The sequence below is a fragment of the Aeromonas rivipollensis genome (genome assembly GCF_010974825.1).
Taxonomy (GTDB): Bacteria; Pseudomonadota; Gammaproteobacteria; order Enterobacterales; family Aeromonadaceae; genus Aeromonas; species Aeromonas rivipollensis.
On the sequence record NZ_JAAILA010000031.1, the window covers coordinates 207,349 to 225,679 of the forward strand.

Consider the following 18,331-nt stretch of genomic DNA (forward strand, 5'->3'; position numbering starts at 1 on the left):
GTGACTCACGTTAACTTTTAAACCCCCGGCTTTAGCTAGTATGCCCACGCCGGAACATATTCTGAGATAACAACAGCGCCGGTCCCTCAAGGGGATAACATTTTTTATTTGTAACGAAGGAAAATGGTTTATGGCTACCAAGAAGAAGACAGACCAGGATCTCCAACTGGATAAAGATCAGCTCAAGGCGAGTATCGTGCGTCACCTGCGTTCTACCTTGGGTACAAGCGAACAGAAAGCCTCGCCAGAAGCATGGTGGAAAGCGACCGCTGCCGCCGTCAACGAACAGGTGTACGAGCGCCTGACCCGTACTCAGCAGACTCACTTCAAGAAAGATACTCGTGCGATTCACTATCTCTCTGCTGAATTCCTGATGGGGCGTTTGACCTCCAACAACCTGCACAACCTCTCTCTGTACAAGATTTGCGAAGAGGCCCTGGGTGAACTCGGTCTGGAACTGACCGATCTGTGCGAACAAGAGCCGGACATGGCCCTTGGCAACGGCGGCCTGGGTCGTCTGGCCGCCTGCTTCATCGACTCCTTGGCCACCCTGAACTACCCGGCGGTGGGCTACGGCATCCATTACGAGCACGGTCTGTTCCGTCAGGAGATCCAGGATGGCCGCCAGATCGAGCGCCCGGACTCCTGGCGTGAATATGGCAACCCCTGGGAGATCTGCCGCCCCGAGTCGGTGCAGGAGATCCCGCTCTACGGTTACGTGGAAACCGTGTTCGGTGACAAGGGCGGCCTGAAGAAGGTGTGGCACGCCGGTCGCAAGATCAAAGGGGTGCCTTGGGATATTCCTGTGGTGGGCTTTGGCGGTCACACCGTCAACATACTGCGGCTGTGGGAGTCCCGCGCCTCCGAGTTCTTTGACTGGGACGTGTTCAACGCCGGTGGTTACATCGACTCCCAAGCCGAGAAGGCCCAGGCCGAGACCATCTCCAAGGTGCTCTACCCGAACGACGAGACAGATGCAGGCAAAGAGCTGCGCCTGATCCAGCAGTACTTCTTCTGTGCCTGCTCCATCAAGGACATCATGCGCCGCTACAAGCGGGTCCATGGTGCGGACTTCCGCAACTTTGCCGCGCAAATTGCCATCCAGCTCAACGATACCCACCCGACAGTGGCCATCCCCGAGCTGATGCGAGTGCTGGTGGACGAGGAAGACCTGCATTGGGATGCCGCCTGGGCCATCTGCTACCAGGTCTTCTCCTACACCAACCACACCCTGCTGCCGGAAGCGCTGGAGAAGTGGTCCGTCAGCCTGTTCGAGAAGGTGCTGCCCCGTCATCTCGAGATCATCTACGAGATCAACGCCCGCTTCCTGAACGAGCTGGTGGAACCCAAGTGGCCGGGCAACGACGCCATCAAGGCCAAGCTCTCCATCATCGAAGAAGGGGACGTGCGCAAGGTGCGCATGGGCAACCTGTGCGTCATCGGCTCCTCCAAGGTGAACGGCGTGGCCGAGATCCACTCCAAGTTGGTGAAAGAGGATCTCTTCCCCGAGTATGCCGAGCTGTGGCCAGAGAAGATGTGCAACGTCACCAACGGCGTGACCCCCCGTCGCTGGCTGCTGGCCTGCAACCCCGAGCTGGCCGCCCTCTACAACGAGGTGGTGGGCAAGGAGTGGCCGCTGCAGTTGGACAAGCTGCGCAGCGTGACCAAGTTTGCCGACGACAAGGCGTTCCAGCAGCAGTTCATGACCATCAAGCGTCATAACAAGGAGAAGCTGGTCAAGGTCATCAAGGCCGAAACCGGCATCGATGTCTCGGCCGAGGCGATCTTCGACGTCCAGATCAAGCGTCTGCACGAGTACAAGCGTCAGCAGCTGAATCTCATCCACATCATGGCGCTCTACCGTCGCCTGCTGGCGAACCCGGACTATGACATGCACCCGCGCGTGTTCATCTTCGGCTCCAAGGCGGCGCCCGGTTACAAGCTGGCCAAGGACATCATCTACGCCATCAACAAGCTGGCGGAGCGGGTCAACAACGACGCCCGCATCCAGGGCAAGCTGAAAGTGGTGTTCATGCCGAACTACCGCGTGAGCCTGGCCGAGAAGCTGATCCCGGCGGCGGATGTCTCCGAGCAGATCTCCACCGCAGGCTACGAGGCCTCAGGGACAGGCAACATGAAGATGGCGCTCAATGGTGCGATCACTATCGGGACGCTGGATGGTGCCAACATCGAGATCGCGGAAGAGGCAGGGGCCGAGAACTGCGCCATCTTCGGTCTGAATGTGGACGAGGTGAAGTCTCTGAAGGCGCGCGGTTACAACCCGTACGACTTCTACTATGCCAACTCCGAGCTCAAGGCGGTGCTGGACTGGTTCGACACCGACTACTTCACGCCGGGTCGCCCGGGGGAACTCGCCTCCATCAAGCGCTCCTTGCTGGAAGGGGGGGATCCCTACCTGACCCTGGCCGATTTTGCCTCCTACTCGGAAGCACACAAGCTGATCGATACCTGGTATCGGGATCCGGCGCTGTGGGCGAAGAAGGCCATCATCAACTCGGCCACCATGGGCAAGTTCAACTCCGACCGCTCCATCCAGGACTACGTGGACCGGATCTGGAAATTGAAGAGCTGCAACGTCGGCTGACCACACCCAGTATGAAAAAACCCCGCATCGCGGGGTTTTTTTATGTCATCTGATCGAGAAGGCCTCAGCGTTTGTCGACGATCTCGGTGCCGACCGGCACGCGCTTCCTGCCGGTGATCATGGCCCTGATGAGATCCCCCCGGGTCAGGCGATCGAGGACGATGACCGCCAGCACATGGATGAAGATGGCGATCTGCAGCGCCTTGGCAAAGAACTCGTGCAGCTCCTCCATGAGATCCTCATTAAACAGCTGCTCGTACCCCGTCATGATCCCGGTGACGGCTGTCCCCACCAGACAGGTCAACAGCAGCAGTATCATCAAGGCACCCAGCGGATTGTGGCCGGCATGATAGGGGTGCTTGCCCTGCCAGCTGGCCTGCAGGTAGCGGCCCAGGCGGGCCGGGGTCGGAAACCACTGGGCAAACCTGGCGTAGTCTGAGCCGGCAAATCCCCACAGGATGCGCAGCACCAGCAATCCGGCCAGGGCGTATCCGACATAGCGGTGATTGCGTCTGCCCTCATCCAGGATGAACAGGTTGAGCACGCACAGCAGGACGGTTGCCCAGTGAAACACCCTGATCAGGGGATCCCACACCCTGATGGCCTTGCCGCTTTCCATCGCTTTCTCCATGATTTTTTTCCTCTCGTTGTGATGCATACCGGCTTTCCATACGCCTGTTGCCGGCGCGCCGTTGCCCGCATCATGGAGGTACTTTCTTAAGGCCGTGTTAATGGCCCGGGGCGCGTCACAGGGGCAGGGCCAGTGGCAAGGAGAGGGGGAGAGGCTGGGGGGAAGCTCTAGGGGGGAAGAATAAACAGAGCCCCGAGGGTGCGGGGCTCTGGTGTGTTAGCGGGTTTGGGGTGTGCGGCGGCGCAGGGGCTGGGCCCATCAGCCTGGCACTGGGATCAGTGCAGTATATCGCCGAAGAAATAGGCCAGCAGAGTCAGGATGACGGTGAACACCAGGTTCAGCACCAGACCGGCTCGCATCATCTCCCGCTGCTGGATGTGACCGCTGGCGAAGACGATGGCGTTCGGCGGGGTGGCCACCGGCAGCATGAAGGCGCAGGAGGCGCCGACGGCGATAAGCACAGACACCACTATGGGGGAGACCCCCAGCGCCTCGGCCACACCGGCGAACAGAGGCACCAGCAGGGCGGCGGTGGCGGTGTTGGAGACCAGCTCGGTCAGGAACACCACGAAGGCGGCAAGGCAGAGCAGTATGATGAAGATGGGCATGGTGGAGAGCGCACTGGAGAGGTGCTCCGCCAGGAAGGCGTTGGCACCGGTTTGCTTGAGGATGGCGCTCAAGGTCAGGCCACCCCCGAACAGCAGCAGCACGCCCCAGTCGGTGTTCTGGTTGATGTCATCCCAGCTGGCGACCCGGCTGACGGCGATGGCCAGGATGGCGCCCATGGCGATCAGGGTATCGAACTGGGGAATGCCGCCGAGCGCCGCGGCTAGGGGCTGGGAGCCAATCCACAGCAGCACTGTGGTCAGGAAGATGAGCAAGGTGGTCTTGCGCTGGCCGGTCCACTCTATGGTGACCTGCTCTGTGCTGACCTGGTGCGACAGGTTGGGGCGCGTCACCCAATAGAGCAGGCCTATGCCTACCGGCATGAAGATGAGCACCACCGGGATGCCGAACTTCAGCCAGTCGGTGAAGCCCAGCCCCATCTGGGCGGCGGCGATGGCATTGGGGGGGCTGCCCACCAGGGTGCCTATACCGCCGATGCTGGCGCTGTAGGCGACGCCAAGCAGGACGAAGACCAGGGTGCGGCGCTCCTTGTGAATATCGAGCCCCTTGAGCATGCCGAGGGCGAGCGGCATCATCATGGCGGCGGTGGCAGTGTTGCTGATCCACATGGAGAGCGCGGCCGTGATGGTGAACAGCACTATGGCTGCCCAGCCGAGGTGACCCTTGGCCAGCTGCATCACCTTGGCGGCGATCTGGGTATCCAGCCCCTGCTTGGAGAGGGCCGCCGCCAGGGCAAAGCCGCCGAAGAAGAGGAAGAGGACAGGGTTGGCGAAGTCGGTCAGCGACTTGCTCATGTCAAACACCCCGAGCAGGGTGGCGAGCACCGGGATGGACAAGGCCGTGATGGTGATGTTCACCGCCTCGGTCAGCCAGAGGATGGCGATGAAGATCAGGATGCCGAGGCCTTTGTTGATCATGGGATCAAACGGAAGCCAGGCGAGCATGGCGCAGAGCAGCAGAACGTCCAGGATGACGATCCCGGCCTTGATGTCCAGCCAGCGTGTAGGGGCGGAAGGGACTGCAGAGGTATGCATGTTGTTCTCTCGGTTAATTTATGGTTGTTGTTGTGTTGCCGAGGTTACATTTATCCCCCTGTTTGAAATAGGGGGATGTGGTCAAATCATGTGGCGACTCACAGAGTCAAGTGAAAATGGATCTGCTATTAAACAGAAATTAAACATTCTGTTTTCATTTGGGCGCTGCCGTGACGGAAAGCAGCCACTCCTTGAACAGGCTCTTTGGCAGGGAGCCGCTGCGCTGAGCCAGGATCTGCCCCCCTTTGAAGATCATCAGGGTCGGGATGCTGCGAATGGCGTAGCGGCTGGCGATGGCGGCCTCCTGTTCGGTGTCTAGCTTCACGAAGCGGATGCGGGGTTCGAGCTCCTGGGCTATCTCTTGAAAGACTGGGGCGAACTGCAGGCAGGGGCCGCACCAGCTGGCCCAGAAGTCGACCACCACCGGTATGTCGGACTGGATCAGGGCATCGAAGTGCGCCAGGCGACCCGACACCGGGGAGTGGGAAAACAGCGGTTGGTGGCAGCGACCGCACTTTGCACTGGCATCCACCTTGTCGCCGGGCAGGCGATTGCGGGTAAAGCAGTGGCTACAATAGGTAGTGACAAGTGACATAATTGGCTCCTTTATTCATGGCCCGGCAACATCTTTATTGCATTCACAGAGCAGACTAACGGTAACATAGCGCTCAGTTGTTTTTCACACTCGGCTGTTCGGCCCTGACCCTGGGGCACCGGATGGCCGACCATGACATGAGAATCGAGACGGGATGAAGAGTGTTGCACGGGACCATCGTGTTGTCTTTGGCCTTATCATCGTATCGCTGCTGGCGTTCTCTGCCTATTGCTGGCAGTTGCTGAGCCAGCAACAACGCGCCTCCGATCTGAGCGTGGCCGCAGAGCTGGTGCTCAACCGGGTCAATACCGACACCGTCTATCTGCTGGGGCGCGAGAAGGCCAGCGATGGCAGCGTGCAGCAGCGCCTCAGCCTGCTGTCGAACAGTCTGGATCGCTTCGTGAGCCAGGTGCGCGAAGACCCGGGGTCGGTGGATGATCCCAAGTCCTTGGCGCTGCAACGGGACATCGACGGTTATCTGCTGGATCTCGCCAGGCTCTACACCATGGAGATGACCATCGAATACCTGGCGCCCCGTTTCCAGAGCCAGCTCAAGGCGCTGCTGGCAACCCTGCCGGCCGGGGCCGAACAAGCCCGCGATCTCACCGAGCTCTCCCGGTTGAGCCACTACCTCAGGCGCAGCTGGGACACCAGCGAGCAGCGTCAACTGCGGCAACTGCAACTGCACCTGATGGAGACCTACCCCGGGCAGCCTAAAGTCACGGCCCTGACCCAGCTCAGCCAGGAGCTCAATCAGCAGGTGATGGAATACCATCGCCTGCGCAACCAGATCGTCGAGATGAAGGGGCTGGCCTCGCTGCCGGCCTGGAAACAGAGCAAGCTGGATCTGGCCTCCTCCCTCAAGAGCCGCTTCTACCTGATGGTGCTGGGTGGCGCGCTGCTCTGCTTCTCGCTGGTAGCCGCGACCCTGTGGCGCCGCAACCAGAAGCTGAGCGAGCTGTCCCGCCACGCCGCCTTGCTGGCCCAGGCCAAGAGCGACTTCCTGGCCAACATGAGCCACGAGATCCGCACCCCCATGAATGCCATCATCGGCTTCAGTGCCCTGGCGTTGCAGACCAACCTCGATCAGCAGCAGCGGGACTATCTCAACAAGATAAAGTCCTCGTCTGATACTTTGCTGCTGCTCATCAACGACATCCTGGATCTCACCAAGGTGGAGTCCGGCAAGCTGACCCTGGAGGAGATCGACTTCGATCTCAGCGAACAGCTCGACTCCCTGGCCGCCATGTTTGCGGATCTGGCGGAGCGCAAGCAGATCGAGGTCATCATCAACAAGTCGCCTGCGGTGCCCGACTTTCTGCGCGGCGATCCGCTGCGCCTCGGCCAGGTGCTGGTCAACCTGGTCAACAACGCCATCAAGTTCACCGAGCGGGGGGAGGTGGAGGTGGCCATCACTCTAGTCAATCAATACCCGATGCGGGTGTGCTTCAGTGTGCGGGACACCGGCATCGGCATAGCGCCGGAGAAGCAGGCGCAGTTGTTCCAGCCCTTTACCCAGCTGGAGGCGGGCAACACCCGCAAATATGGCGGCTCGGGGCTCGGGCTCAACATCTCCCAGCGGCTGGTGGGGCTGATGGGGGGGGAGATCAGGGTGCAGAGCAAGCCCGGGGTGGGCTCCACCTTCCTCTTCGAGATCCCCCTGTCCCAGGCCGTCTATGGGGTCTCCGGGCGCCGGGTCTTCTTCGATCATCAGCCCCTCATCCTGATGATGGATGACAACGAACTGGTGCTGGAGCTCGCCAAGGACATACTGGGCCGGGCCGGTGCCTCCGTGATCGCGGTCAACAGCCTCTCCCGTGCCCGCCAGGTGTTGCGCGAGGAGGGGCACCACATCCGGCTCGCCATCCTCGACTGGCGCATGGGACAGGAGGACGGCCTGGATCTCGCCCTCGAGATGTATCAGCACAGCCAGTGGCGGCGCCTGCCCATATTGATGACCAGCGCCTGGTCCAGGGAGGGGCTGCACGGGCGCATGGAGAGCATGGGGCTGACCCACTTCCTGGCCAAGCCCATGACAGAGAACGCCCTGCTGGCCAAGGTCGATGAGCTGCTCAACGGCAGCTCCCACGACAGCAAGGTCCGTCAGGCCGAGGCGCAGGGGGATCAGCAGCACTTCAGGGAGCTGCTGCACGGGACCCGGGTGCTGCTGGCCGAAGACAACCGCGTCAACCAGCAGCTCATCATGGAGTACCTGCGCCGGGTCGAGGCCGTGGTCACTGTGGTGGACAATGGCCGCGAGGCGGTGGAGCAGGTGGCGGAGCAGCCCTTTGACGTCATCCTGATGGATTTGCAGATGCCGGTGCTCGATGGGCTGGATGCGACCCGCCAGATCCGCAAGATGGTGGACAAGCACGACGTCCCCATCATAGCGCTCACCGCCAGCGCCATGCCGGGGGACAGGGAGCGTTGCCTTGGGGTCGGCATGAACGGCTATGTCACCAAGCCGGTCAGCAAGCTGGATCTCTACAACAACCTGCTGCAGTGGGTGAAGAACGCCAGCGGCGAGCGGCGGGTGCCGCTCGAGGTCAAGCCGCCGGATCTGATGGGGGTGCTGGATCTGGAGGATGCGCTGCGCCGGCTGGAGCAGGACAGGGAGGCGCTGCAGATCCTGTTCAAGCTGTTCCTCTCCGAGCACAAGGACGATCTGTGGGACATTCGCTCCGCCCTGCGCCGCCAGCAACCCGAGGTGGCCTGCCGTCTGCTGCACACCCTGAAGGGGGTGTCGGCCAACATCTCCGCCTCCCGCCTGCAACTGCTGGCCGGCGAGCTGGAGTGGCGGCTGCGGCTGCAAGAGGAGCTGAGCGAGGGGGAGCTGACCCAGTTGCAGCAAGTCTTCACCCAGACCCGGGAAGAGGTCTCCCACTTCCTGCTGACCGGCGAGCAGCAGGAGTCGGTCGCCTTCCCGTTCTCGCCCCCGGACAAGCGGCTGTGAACCGGTGAGATAGCAATCGTTCTCAAGTCGTCCGCTTCAGGCTATGATGACCCACTCCCATCGCCCCCACCTCGGGGGCGATTGTATTGAGCTTCTCTTATGACCAAGCGGCCCCCGCTGTGCCGCGAGCAAGGACTTTACTGTGAGCGTATTTTTGCGGCTTGGCTGGTTTTTCAAGGATCAGTGGCGGCGTTATCTGATGGCCATCTCCCTGTTGATGATGGTGGCCCTGTTGACCGTGATCCCCCCCAAGGTGGTGGGTTGGGTGGTGGATGGCATCGCCAGGGGGGAGCTCGATGAGGGCACCCTGATGGGCTATCTGGCGGGGCTGCTGGGCCTTGGCCTGCTCATCTACCTGCTGCGCTACGTGTGGCGGGTCATGCTGTTTGGCGCCTCCTACCGGCTCGCCTATGTGCTGCGCAACCGCCTGTTCAGCCACTTCACCCGCATGAGCCCGGACTTTTACCAGCGCCACCGAACCGGCGATCTGATGGCCCACGCCACCAACGACATCCAGGCGGTGGAGATGACCGCAGGCGAAGGAGTGTTGACCCTGGTGGATTCCTTCATCGTCGGTATCCTGGTGCTCTCCATCATGTGCAGCCAGTACTCCTGGCAGCTGACCCTGCTCTCCCTGCTGCCGCTGCCGGTGATGGCCTTCTTCATGAACCGCTTCGGCACCCAGATCTACAAGGAGTTCAAGGCGGCGCAGGGGGCCTTCTCCCGCCTCAACAACAAGACCCAGGAGGCCCTCTCCGGGGTGCGGGTGCTCAAGTCCTATGCGGTGGAGTCCCTGGAAGACAAGGGCTTCGCCGAGCTGACCCGCCAGGCGGGGGAGTGCAACATGGCGGTGGCCCGCATCGATGCCAAGTTCGATCCCGTGATTTACCTCTGCATCGGCTGCTCCTACTTCCTGGCGGTGGCCGGCGGCAGCGCCCTGGTGCTGCAAGACAAGCTGACCCTGGGGGAGCTCACCAGCTTCACCATGTACCTGGGGCAGCTCATCTGGCCCATGTTCGCCATCGCCTGGCTGTTCAACATCATAGAGCGGGGCAGCGCCGCCTATTCCCGCATCGAGAGCATGCTGGGGGAGCGCAGCGACATCGAAGAGCCGGCCCGGCCTGCGGCCTTTGTCTCGGCCCTGCCGCTTGAAGCCAGGGGCCTGGGCTATCGGCTGGAGCAGCGCAGCCTGCTGCATGGCGTGGATTTTACCCTGCAACACGGCGCCATGCTGGGGGTGGTGGGGCGCACCGGGGCGGGCAAGAGCTCGCTGCTCAAGCTCTTGATGCGGCTTGCCAATCCCACGGCAGGTGCCATTGCCATGGGCGGTGTGCCCATCGACCAGCTGCCCCTGGGCACCCTGCGCAGCCAGTTTGCCTACGTGCCCCAGGAGCCCTTCCTCTTCTCCACCACCATCGCCGCCAACATCGCCCTCGGCAAGCCGGAGGCGAGCCGGGAGGAGATAGAGCGGGTGGCCCGCATCGCCTGCGTGCACGACGACATCGTTCGCTTCCCCAGGGGGTATGAGACCGAGGTGGGGGAGAAGGGGATGACCCTCTCCGGGGGCCAGAAGCAGCGGCTCGCCATCGCCCGCGCCCTGTTGCTGGCGGCGCCTATCCTGGTGCTGGATGACGCCCTGTCGGCGGTGGATGCCCACACCGAGCAGCAGATACTGCTGGCGCTCAAGGCCCACAGACGGACCCTCATTCTGGTCAGCCACCGCATGACGGCGGTGGAGCAGGCCGACGAGATCCTGGTGCTGGATCAGGGAGCCATCAGCGAGCGCGGTGCTCACGGCGCCCTGATGGCCCACAACGGCTGGTATGCAGACATGGTGCGCTATCAGCGCCTGGAGCAAGACGTGGAGGAGAGCCTGTGAGTTTGATGATGAGACGCGTGGTTCCCCTCATCCTCCCTTCTCCCGCGAGGGGAGAAGGGAGCAAAGAGAGTCAATTCCTTGGGAACGCTGTGCTGGAGGCAAGTCTGTGAATCCAACCATCAAACGCCTGCTCGCCTACTGCGCCCGCTATCCCCGCTGGCTGGTGCAGGCGGGCATCTGCCTGCTGCTGGCTACCGGCGCCGAAGTGGCCGGGCCCCTGCTCATCAAGCTCTTCATCGACGATTACCTGGCGCCGCGCCAGCTGGTGTGGCCCCACATCGCCGCCCTGGCCGCCGGTTATCTGGGGTTGCAGGTGCTCTCGGCCGCGGGTTTCTACCTGCAATCCCTGCGCTTCAACCGCATCGCCCAGGCGGTGGTGCAGACTTTGCGCGAGCAGGTGTTTGCCACCGCCATCCGGCTGCCTGCCCGCTATTTCGACAAGCATCGCTCGGGTTCCCTCATCTCCCGCATCACCAACGACACAGAGGCGATCATGAACCTCTATGTGCAGGTGATAGGGCTGCTGGTGCAAAAAGTGGTGCTGCTGTGCGGCATCCTCATCTCCATGGCGCTGCTGGATCTGCGCCTGATGCTGGTGTGCGCCACCCTGCTGCCGGCGGTGGGGGCCGTGATGTGGCTCTACCAGCGCCTGAGCGTGCCCGTGGTGCGGGCGACCCGCAGCCTGCTCTCCGACATCAACAGCCGGCTCAACGAGTCCCTGCAGGGGATGCCGGTCATTCAGGCCATGGTGCAGGAGCGCCACTTCGCCAATGCCTTTGCCGAGGTGAACCAGCAGCACTGGCAGGCCAGGATCAAGAGCCTCAAGATCAACGGCATACTGCTGCGCCCCCTCATCGATCTCTTCTACATGATGGTGCTCATCGGCCTGCTGGCCCTGTTTGCCAAGGAGGGGTTGAGCGCGGGTGGCGCCATCCAGGTGGGGGTGCTCTACGCCTTCATCAGTTATCTGGGGCGCATGATCGAGCCCCTCATCGAGATGACCAACCAGCTCAACCAGCTGCAGCAAGCCATGGTGGCGGGGGAGCGGGTGTTCGCCCTGCTGGACGAATCCCGGGAGAGCACGCAAGGCGAGACGCTGCCCCTGGCGGGACGGGTGCGTTTCGAGCGGGTGAGCTTCTCCTACGATGGCCAGCAGCCGGTGCTGCAGGAGGTGAGCTTCGCCACCCGTCCCGGCCAGATGCTGGCGCTGGTGGGCCACACTGGCAGCGGCAAGTCCACCATCATCAGCCTGCTGATGGGCTTCTATCCGCTGGATCAGGGCTGCATCCGTTTCGATGATCACCCCATGAGCACGCTGTCGCTCTCGGCGGTGCGACGCAGCATAGGCCTGGTGCAGCAGGATCCCTTCATCTTCGTCGGGACCTTGGCAGAAAACCTGCGCCTTGGTCGTGACGGCATCGATGAGGCGCGGCTCTGGCAGGCCCTGGAGGAGGTGCAACTGGCCGCGTTCGTGCGCCATCTGCCCAAGGGCCTGGAGACCCTGATGGAGGAGGGGGGCAAGAACCTCTCCGCCGGCCAGCGCCAGCTGCTTTCGTTTGCCCGCGCCCTGGTGGGGGATCCGCGCATCCTCATCCTGGACGAGGCGACCGCGAGCGTGGACTCCCAGACCGAGCTGGCGCTCTCCCAGGCGCTCTCGGCGGCGCGCCGTGGCCGCACCACCATCGCCATCGCCCACCGGCTCTCCACCATTGTGGATGCGGACGAGATACTGCTGCTCTCCCGCGGTCAGGTGAGCGAGCGCGGCACCCATGGGGAGCTGATGGCGCTGGGGGGCCACTACGCCCAGCTGTTCGAGATGCAGAGCCAGGGCGCCTGGCTCGAAGAGAAGAGGGCCTGAAGCCCTTTATAAAAAACAGCCGGCAGATGCCGGCTGTGTTGTTTCCAAGATGGGGGAAGATCAGACCGTCGCCTTGCTCCGTGCGATCTGCTTGGGTTGCAGAGGCGGGAAGTCGTCGTTGAAGAAGGTATCGGCCTCCTCGATCTGGGCCTTGCGCTGCTTCTGGATGAAGTTGTCGAAGTCGCGCTTGATCTCCGGATCCTTGAGCGCCTCGTAGTCGAACACATTGGCGGCATAGAGATAGTTGAAGTGGATGTCGACGAATTCGGCGCTGGCACAGGCGGAGGTGAACTTGCTGTTCTGGCGGTCGAAGTTGATGCGGTACTGCTTGATCTTGGGCACATAGACCAGCTCGCTGCCCACCTTGAACACCTCGACCGTGATGCCGACCGTGATGGTCTTGTAGAAGTCCTTGTTGTTCTCCACCCCGAAGCGGATGGCATCCCCCTGCTTTTGCAGGAACTTGTTGAAGCTCGCCAGCGCCGTGGTGCCCTGGCTCACCACCACGTCCATGATGAAGTTGATGAAGTCGGTGGCGATGCTGAGCCCCTTGATGTGGCGGCTGTAGCTCTGCTGATCTATCTTGCTCGGCCCCATCAGGGGGATCTTGGAGAGGGCCCGGGCCCAGAGATCCGCGTCCGTCTTGTACTGCTCGCCATAGGCCTCGGCGTAGCGGTTGATGTAGGCGGTGACCACTGAGGTGATGGCGATGAGGTAGGCCTTCTGCTCCGCCAGCTTGGCCATGACGGCGGGATCGTCCAGCAGCTCGTTGGCCACGATGAACTCCACCAGGCCATCCTTGTCGGCATAGGGATCGCTCCCCAGGTTCCTGGCGGTGGTGGGCAGGTTGACGTCGTTGAAGAAGGCCTCGGCCTCGGCGAACTGATCCCGGTTGTTCAGGCGGCTGGCGGGGGCCTCACGCACCAGCTGGCAGAGCACTATTTCGGCCTCGTAGTCCGACTCGCGCCACAGGGGCGCCTGGGCCTGGTTGCCAAAGGTCTTCTTGTAGGCGAGGTTGAAGTCGAACAGCACAGAGCTGCAGCCGCAATCCATGGCGAAGTCGACGGCGTAGCTGAGCGGCCCTGTGGGCAGGGGCTTGCTCATCTTGCCCTTGACCGCCAGGTTGGCGTAGCACTTGAGATACTCCCGGCCAAACAGCTCAAAGGCACGGTTGTTGTTGAAGTTGAGCAGGAAGGTACCGGCGCTCTCGCCCCCGTTGAACAGCTGTTGAACGTTACTCATCTCTCTATCCTTATGCTGAGATTGGTGTCACAGGATGACTCGGTGCCAGCTGGCCATTCACGAGCCAGCAGAGCCTAGCGAGGGGGGAGGCATTTCGTTACTGTGACTAATCCCAGTGGCGCTGGCGGATGAGTGGACTAGCGCCGGGGCAACTCCGTTTATCGTTAGCTTTCAGCTGGCTAGGGTCGTCATGAAAGTGCCATATGAGTTCTTTCTTGAAAAAAACTCCGCCATCAGGAGGAAATGGCGTCGCTGTGGCGGCGAATGCCCGGGGTTATCATTTGCCCATCGAATGCAGCGGCGCCCATCATTTGATTTTCAAATGCACTCGGGAGTCGATCGTCCTCACAACGACGGCAATGGAGGCTTGTCTATTGGGGTGGGGGCTGGCAACATTTCGGTCACAATCACTCATCGGATCAGTTTGCAATGGACCTGCAACGCTTCAAAGCCAATCTGGCACTGCGCCTGTTCGCCTGGCGCTATATTCCCGTTATCGGATTCTGTGCCCCCGTCATCGAAGAGATGAATGCCAAGGCGCTGCGCATCCGCATTCCCCTCGGCTGGCGTACCCGCAACCACCTGGGCAGCATGTACTTCGGGGCGCTGGCCACCGGCGCCGATCTGGTGGGGGGCTTGCTGGTGATGGAGAAGGGGCGGGCGCGGCGCAAGAAGGTGCACTTTGCCTTCAAGGATGTGCAGGGGGAGTTTCTGAAGCGCCCCGAGGGGGACGTGCAGTTTGACTGCGCGGCCGGGGAGGCCATAGACGCCATGATAGACGAGTCCCTGGCGACCGGGCAGCGCATCAACCGCCCCATCCAGGTGGTGGCCACCTGCCCGTCGCTCAACGGAGATGAGGCGATGGCGCGTTTCGTGCTGACCCTGTCGATCAAGGCCAGCTGAATGCTGACGGGCGCGTTGGCGCCCTTATTCAAGCAGGGATCAGATGATCTCGGGGCTGACGCCTTCCTTCACCACCACCTTCATGCCGTTGAAGTTGACCACTTGCTCGGCGACTATCTTGCAGCGTTTGCGGGTCTCGACCTGACCGTCCACTTCCACCAGGCCCTCGGCGACCAGCGCCTTGGCGGCACCGCCACAATCGGCCCAACCCTGATGCTTGATCAGGTCACACAAGGCAACGAAGGGGTGACCTTCGAGCAGAAACGTCTCCATGGGAAATCCTCTAGCTGGATGAATGCCTACACGGCAGGGCGGCCATTTTAGGCAGTTAGGCGGGGCAGGGAAAGGGCCTGGGCCGAATTGCCCCGAAAAAGGGGGCAAGGGGAGCGGGAGAGAACAATCAGCCCGGCAGGGGCCGGGCTGATTGTGTCTACATGCCGCCGGTGCTTAAGGCAGCTTGACCACGGCTTCTCCCGTCACGGCGAGGGCGCCGCCTTGGGTGAAGATGCGGGTGGTCAGGGTGGCGATGGGCTTGTCCTCGCGAAGGGCGGTCACCTCCACCTCGGCCGTCACCTCGTCCCCGACAAAGACCGGCAGCTTGAAGCTGAGGCTCTGGCCCAGATAGATGCTCCCCTTGCCCGGCAACTGCTGGCCCAGCAGCCCGGAGAATAGGCTGGCGAGCAGCATGCCGTGGACTATGGGCCGCTCGAACGCCGTGGTGGCGGCGAAGGCCGGGTCCAGGTGCAGGGGGTTGAAGTCCTCCGAGAGCGCGGCGAAGGCGGCCACCTCCGCCGCCCCGAACCGCTTGCTGAGACGGGCCTTCTGGCCCACTTCAAGAGGCAGTGCACTCATGCGGCGTCCTCCTCTGTGGCGCTGGCAAACACGGGGTTGAGCCGCACCTTGACATAGTCGCCGGGGGCGGGGGCCAGCCCTTCCTCCGGGACCCGCGCAGGGACGGGATCCGACCCTTCGTCACGGCTCTGGATAAAGCCCATCATCTCGGGCCACCAGGAGCCGCCCTGGTGCGTCGCGCCTGCCAGCCAGCTCTCCGGGCTCTCGGCCTCGGCCCCGTTGTGCCAGAAGCCGTACTTGTTGGCGGCCGGCGGGTTGATGATGCCGGCGATGTGGCCGGACTCCGCCAGGAGGAAGCGCTGCTCCCCGCCAAACAGCTTCATGCCCTGCCAGGTGCCCTGCCAGAGGGCGATGTGATCGTCCACCGCCGACACCAGCAGCACAGGGGTCTTCACCTTGCCGAGATCGATGCGGGTGTTGCGGATCTTGAGCTCCCCCTTCACCAGCTGGTTCTCCAGGTAGAGACGGCGCAGCAGGCTGTTGTGGGTCTTGCCCGCCACATTGGTGCTGTCGCTGTTCCAGTGCAGCAGATCGAAGGCCACCGGGCTCTGGCCCTTGAGGTAGCTGTCGATGTAGTAGTTCCAGTAGAGGCTGTTCTCCCGCAGCAGGCTGAAGGAGACAGCCAGCTGGCGCCCGTCCATGATGCCCTTGGCCTCATTTTGCGCCTCGAGCGCCGCTATGATGGGCTCGTGGATGAAGATGCCAAGCTCCCCTGGCTGGGAGAAGTCCAGCAGGGTAGTGAACAGGGTGGCGGTGCGCACCCGCTGCTTCTGGCGCCGCGCCGCCAGCCAGCCCATGGCGAGCGACAGGGCGGTGCCGCCGATGCAGTAGCCGATGCCGTGCACCTCCCGCTCGCCGGTGGCCGCCTCTACGCCGTCCAGGGCGGCGATGACGCCATCCACCACATAGTCGTCGAGATCGATTTGCGCCTGGGCCACGCCCGGGTTGCGCCAGGAGATCATGAATACCGTCTGGCCCTGGGCGACCAGCCAGGCGACCAGGGAGTTCTGGGGCCGCATGTCCATGATGTAGTACTTGTTGATGAAGGGGGGCACTATCAGCACAGGTGTCTTGCCCACCGTCTCGGTAGTCGGGCTGTACTGGATCAGCTCATAGAGCTCGGTGCGCTGTACCACCCGGCCCGGGGTCAGGGCCAGATCCCGCCCGAGCTCGAAGGCGGATTCGTCGGTAAGGCGGATGTTGAGCTGATCGGCGCTGCGCTCCAGATCCTCGGCCAAGAGGGCCAGTCCGCGCACCAGATTCTGGCCGTCGGACTCCAGGGTCAGCTTGAGCAGCTCGGGGTTGGTGGCCAGGAAGTTGCTGGGGGCCATGGCGTTGACGTACTGACGGGTGAAGAAACGTAGCCGCTCCCGGCTCTTCTGGGGGACGCCCTCCAGGGCATCCACCGAGGCCAGCAGGTGCCTGGCGGTGAGCAGGTAGGACTGCTTGAGGTAGTCATAGATGGGTTGTTCGCTCCAGGCCTCGGCCTTGAAGCGGCGATCGCCGCGCTCCGGGGTGATCACCGGCTCGCTCTGCTGACCTGCGCTTTTGAGCAGGGTGTGCTGCATCAGCTTGAGCTGATCCTGCCACCAGTTCATCTGGGCCTGGATCAGCTGCCAGGGTTGCTGGCTGCCCTGCTCCAGCACCTGGCCCAGATCGTCCAGATTGGTCTGCAGCAGCGCCTGGGCGGTGCGCTCTGTCTGGGCCTTGGCCATGGCCAGCAGCTTGTCATTGTAGTGGGCCAGGGCCTCGAACAGCGGGCCATAAGATGGTTGGCTCATGTGCTCTCCTTCACCCACACCCGAGGCGGGAACTAGCCCGTACCGTCGAGTCGTGGGGAGATGTGGCTGCCCGAACGGGCAGCCAGGGGTTATCAGGCCTTGCCCGTGCTCTTCTTGATGCCGTCCGCGGTCAGGACATCCAGCTCTTCCTTGAACTGCTGGCCGAGGGCGCTCAGCTTCTGGATGTCATCCAGCATCTGGCGGGAGAGCTGGCTGGCTGTCTCCAGTTGCACTGTGCCCAGGGCCGCCAGGCTCTGGGTGTCCTGCACCTTGCTCACGGCCTGCAACTGGTTGAGGCCCAGTTCGGCGTAGGCGTTGGCGGAGGCCAGCTGCAACCGGGTCAGCTGTTCGATGTTGCTGGCCAGCAGCTGGTTGTAGCGGGTGAGGGGGGCGGCGAAGCCTTGCATCTGCTCGGTAAAGCTCTTGATCACGTCCATATTCATCATCGGTCTCCAGTTCGGCAGAACAGTGTTGTTGTGGGCCAATCGGCCCTTCTTACGGGTACTGCATGTCATCCCTGTTTACGTGTTGCTTGCTCTGTTCAAACACACGTTTGAGCATTCTGCAACCAAATGCGGTTTGGTGTAAATGACATAAATGTTAATTTCTGTTTGAATTTTTTTGTCAGCGACGCCCGTCGAGGGAGGCGGATCAGACGAGAGGTGACGCACTGGGTCCGGCGCGCCCTCGCCGCACCGGCGCCGCGCTGATAGGCTGGCACGTCATTCAGACTGCCAAGGAATCCCGATGAAACCTCTCGCCCTGCTGCTCGGTTGCTCCGCGCTGGCCCTCGCCGGCGTGGCCCAGGCCAGCACCCCGGTCCAGATCTCCCTGCCCGGCATCAACCTGCCTTCCTCCCACCAGGTGGAAGGGGCGCGCGCCTCCTTCCTGTATGGCCGCACCGGTCAGGTGAAGGGCATAGATCTGCCGGTGTTCGCCCTCTCCGATGTGGATCAGTTCACCGGCTTGCAGCTGGGCATCTTCTTCGGCACCGCCCGGGTGCGCCATCAGTTCGGCGGGGTCGCCATCAACGCCGTCAACTGGCATGAGGGGCAGGACACCGGGGTCAACCTGGGTTTCGTCAACCTGACCAACAACGTGCGGGGGCTTAACTGGGGGGCGGTCAACATCGCCAAGGGCAACGCCCTGGCCAACCTCGGCTTCGTCAACTATGCCGAGCGCACCACCTTCCAGCTTGGCTTCATCAATGCCACCAAGCACCTCGATGGCCTGCAGATAGGCCTCGCCAACTACGCCGAGAACGGCATCTTCCCCATACTGCCCCTCATCAATTTCAAGAAATCCTTCTAGGAAGGGCGCCCGGCCTTGCTTTAGGGGACGCAGCCATTACCCTGTGCTCCATCAATAGTG

14 protein-coding genes are annotated in these 18,331 nt (G+C 62.3%); 6 read left to right on the forward strand and 8 right to left on the reverse strand.

Annotation, left to right across the window (positions count from 1 at the left end; translation table 11 throughout):
• Nucleotides 1-130 precede the first annotated feature (130 nt).
• Nucleotides 131-2,605 (forward strand): glycogen/starch/alpha-glucan phosphorylase, encoded by a 2,475-nt coding sequence (locus tag G4923_RS18115; protein WP_111911836.1) that lies wholly within the window; start codon nucleotides 131-133, stop codon nucleotides 2,603-2,605.
• Nucleotides 2,606-2,669: 64 nt separating this feature from the next.
• Here G4923_RS18115 and G4923_RS18120 read toward each other — a convergent pair whose 3' ends face one another.
• The 3 genes from G4923_RS18120 to trxC all read right to left on the reverse strand — a co-directional run bounded on the left by G4923_RS18120 (nucleotide 2,670) and on the right by trxC (nucleotide 5,492).
• A complete protein-coding gene (locus G4923_RS18120) occupies nucleotides 2,670-3,224 on the reverse strand; it encodes a cytochrome b/b6 domain-containing protein (RefSeq protein ID WP_163137911.1) in 555 nt (184 codons plus the stop codon).
• Between the two features lie 287 nt (nucleotides 3,225-3,511).
• Entirely contained in the window at nucleotides 3,512-4,897 is a 1,386-nt protein-coding gene (locus tag G4923_RS18125) for an SLC13 family permease (protein ID WP_111911840.1), read from the reverse strand.
• A 154-nt stretch (nucleotides 4,898-5,051) separates the two neighbouring features.
• On the reverse strand, nucleotides 5,052-5,492 hold the full coding sequence (gene trxC, locus G4923_RS18130; protein ID WP_106886667.1) for a thioredoxin TrxC: 441 nt from the start codon (nucleotides 5,490-5,492) through the stop codon (nucleotides 5,052-5,054).
• A gap of 154 nt (nucleotides 5,493-5,646) precedes the next feature.
• Between trxC and G4923_RS18135 the strand changes: the two genes are divergently transcribed.
• The 3 genes from G4923_RS18135 (at nucleotide 5,647) to G4923_RS18145 (ending at nucleotide 12,182) form a co-directional block, all read left to right on the forward strand.
• Nucleotides 5,647-8,445 (forward strand): hybrid sensor histidine kinase/response regulator, encoded by a 2,799-nt coding sequence (locus G4923_RS18135; RefSeq protein WP_163137887.1) that lies wholly within the window; start codon nucleotides 5,647-5,649, stop codon nucleotides 8,443-8,445.
• A gap of 142 nt (nucleotides 8,446-8,587) precedes the next feature.
• Nucleotides 8,588-10,324: an ABC transporter transmembrane domain-containing protein gene (locus tag G4923_RS18140; protein WP_163137888.1), complete on the forward strand. Its 1,737-nt coding sequence runs from the start codon at nucleotides 8,588-8,590 to the stop codon at nucleotides 10,322-10,324.
• Between the two features lie 106 nt (nucleotides 10,325-10,430).
• Entirely contained in the window at nucleotides 10,431-12,182 is a 1,752-nt protein-coding gene (locus tag G4923_RS18145; RefSeq protein WP_163137889.1) for an ABC transporter transmembrane domain-containing protein, read from the forward strand.
• 60 nt (nucleotides 12,183-12,242) lie between these two features.
• Here the strand turns inward: G4923_RS18145 and G4923_RS18150 are convergent, their stop codons facing one another.
• Nucleotides 12,243-13,424 carry a hypothetical protein gene (locus G4923_RS18150; RefSeq protein WP_106886671.1) on the reverse strand — a complete coding sequence of 394 codons (1,182 nt, stop codon included), beginning with the start codon at nucleotides 13,422-13,424 and terminating at the stop codon, nucleotides 12,243-12,245.
• 429 nt (nucleotides 13,425-13,853) lie between these two features.
• Between G4923_RS18150 and G4923_RS18155 the strand changes: the two genes are divergently transcribed.
• On the forward strand, nucleotides 13,854-14,327 hold the full coding sequence (locus tag G4923_RS18155) for a DUF4442 domain-containing protein (protein ID WP_025327111.1): 474 nt from the start codon (nucleotides 13,854-13,856) through the stop codon (nucleotides 14,325-14,327).
• Between the two features lie 39 nt (nucleotides 14,328-14,366).
• On the opposite strand, the gene ybcJ is transcribed toward G4923_RS18155, so the two are convergent.
• The 4 genes from ybcJ to G4923_RS18175 form a co-directional block, all read right to left on the reverse strand.
• On the reverse strand, nucleotides 14,367-14,600 hold the full coding sequence (gene ybcJ, locus G4923_RS18160; RefSeq protein ID WP_163137890.1) for a ribosome-associated protein YbcJ: 234 nt from the start codon (nucleotides 14,598-14,600) through the stop codon (nucleotides 14,367-14,369).
• A 174-nt stretch (nucleotides 14,601-14,774) separates the two neighbouring features.
• Nucleotides 14,775-15,179 carry a MaoC family dehydratase gene (locus tag G4923_RS18165; RefSeq protein ID WP_139745378.1) on the reverse strand — a complete coding sequence of 135 codons (405 nt, stop codon included), beginning with the start codon at nucleotides 15,177-15,179 and terminating at the stop codon, nucleotides 14,775-14,777.
• The gene (locus G4923_RS18170; RefSeq protein ID WP_163137891.1) at nucleotides 15,176-16,960 is read right to left on the reverse strand and encodes a class I poly(R)-hydroxyalkanoic acid synthase; all 1,785 of its coding nucleotides are present in this window, start codon (nucleotides 16,958-16,960) and stop codon (nucleotides 15,176-15,178) included. The genes G4923_RS18165 and G4923_RS18170 overlap by 4 nt, the downstream gene beginning before the upstream one ends.
• A 92-nt stretch (nucleotides 16,961-17,052) precedes the next feature.
• The gene (locus G4923_RS18175; RefSeq protein ID WP_025327108.1) at nucleotides 17,053-17,403 is read right to left on the reverse strand and encodes a phasin family protein; all 351 of its coding nucleotides are present in this window, start codon (nucleotides 17,401-17,403) and stop codon (nucleotides 17,053-17,055) included.
• Nucleotides 17,404-17,707: 304 nt separating this feature from the next.
• Here G4923_RS18175 and G4923_RS18180 point away from each other — a divergent pair, with 304 nt between their 5' ends.
• Complete coding sequence (locus G4923_RS18180) at nucleotides 17,708-18,271, forward strand: VC2662 family protein (RefSeq protein WP_163137892.1); 564 nt, start codon at nucleotides 17,708-17,710, stop codon at nucleotides 18,269-18,271.
• Nucleotides 18,272-18,331 lie beyond the last annotated feature (60 nt).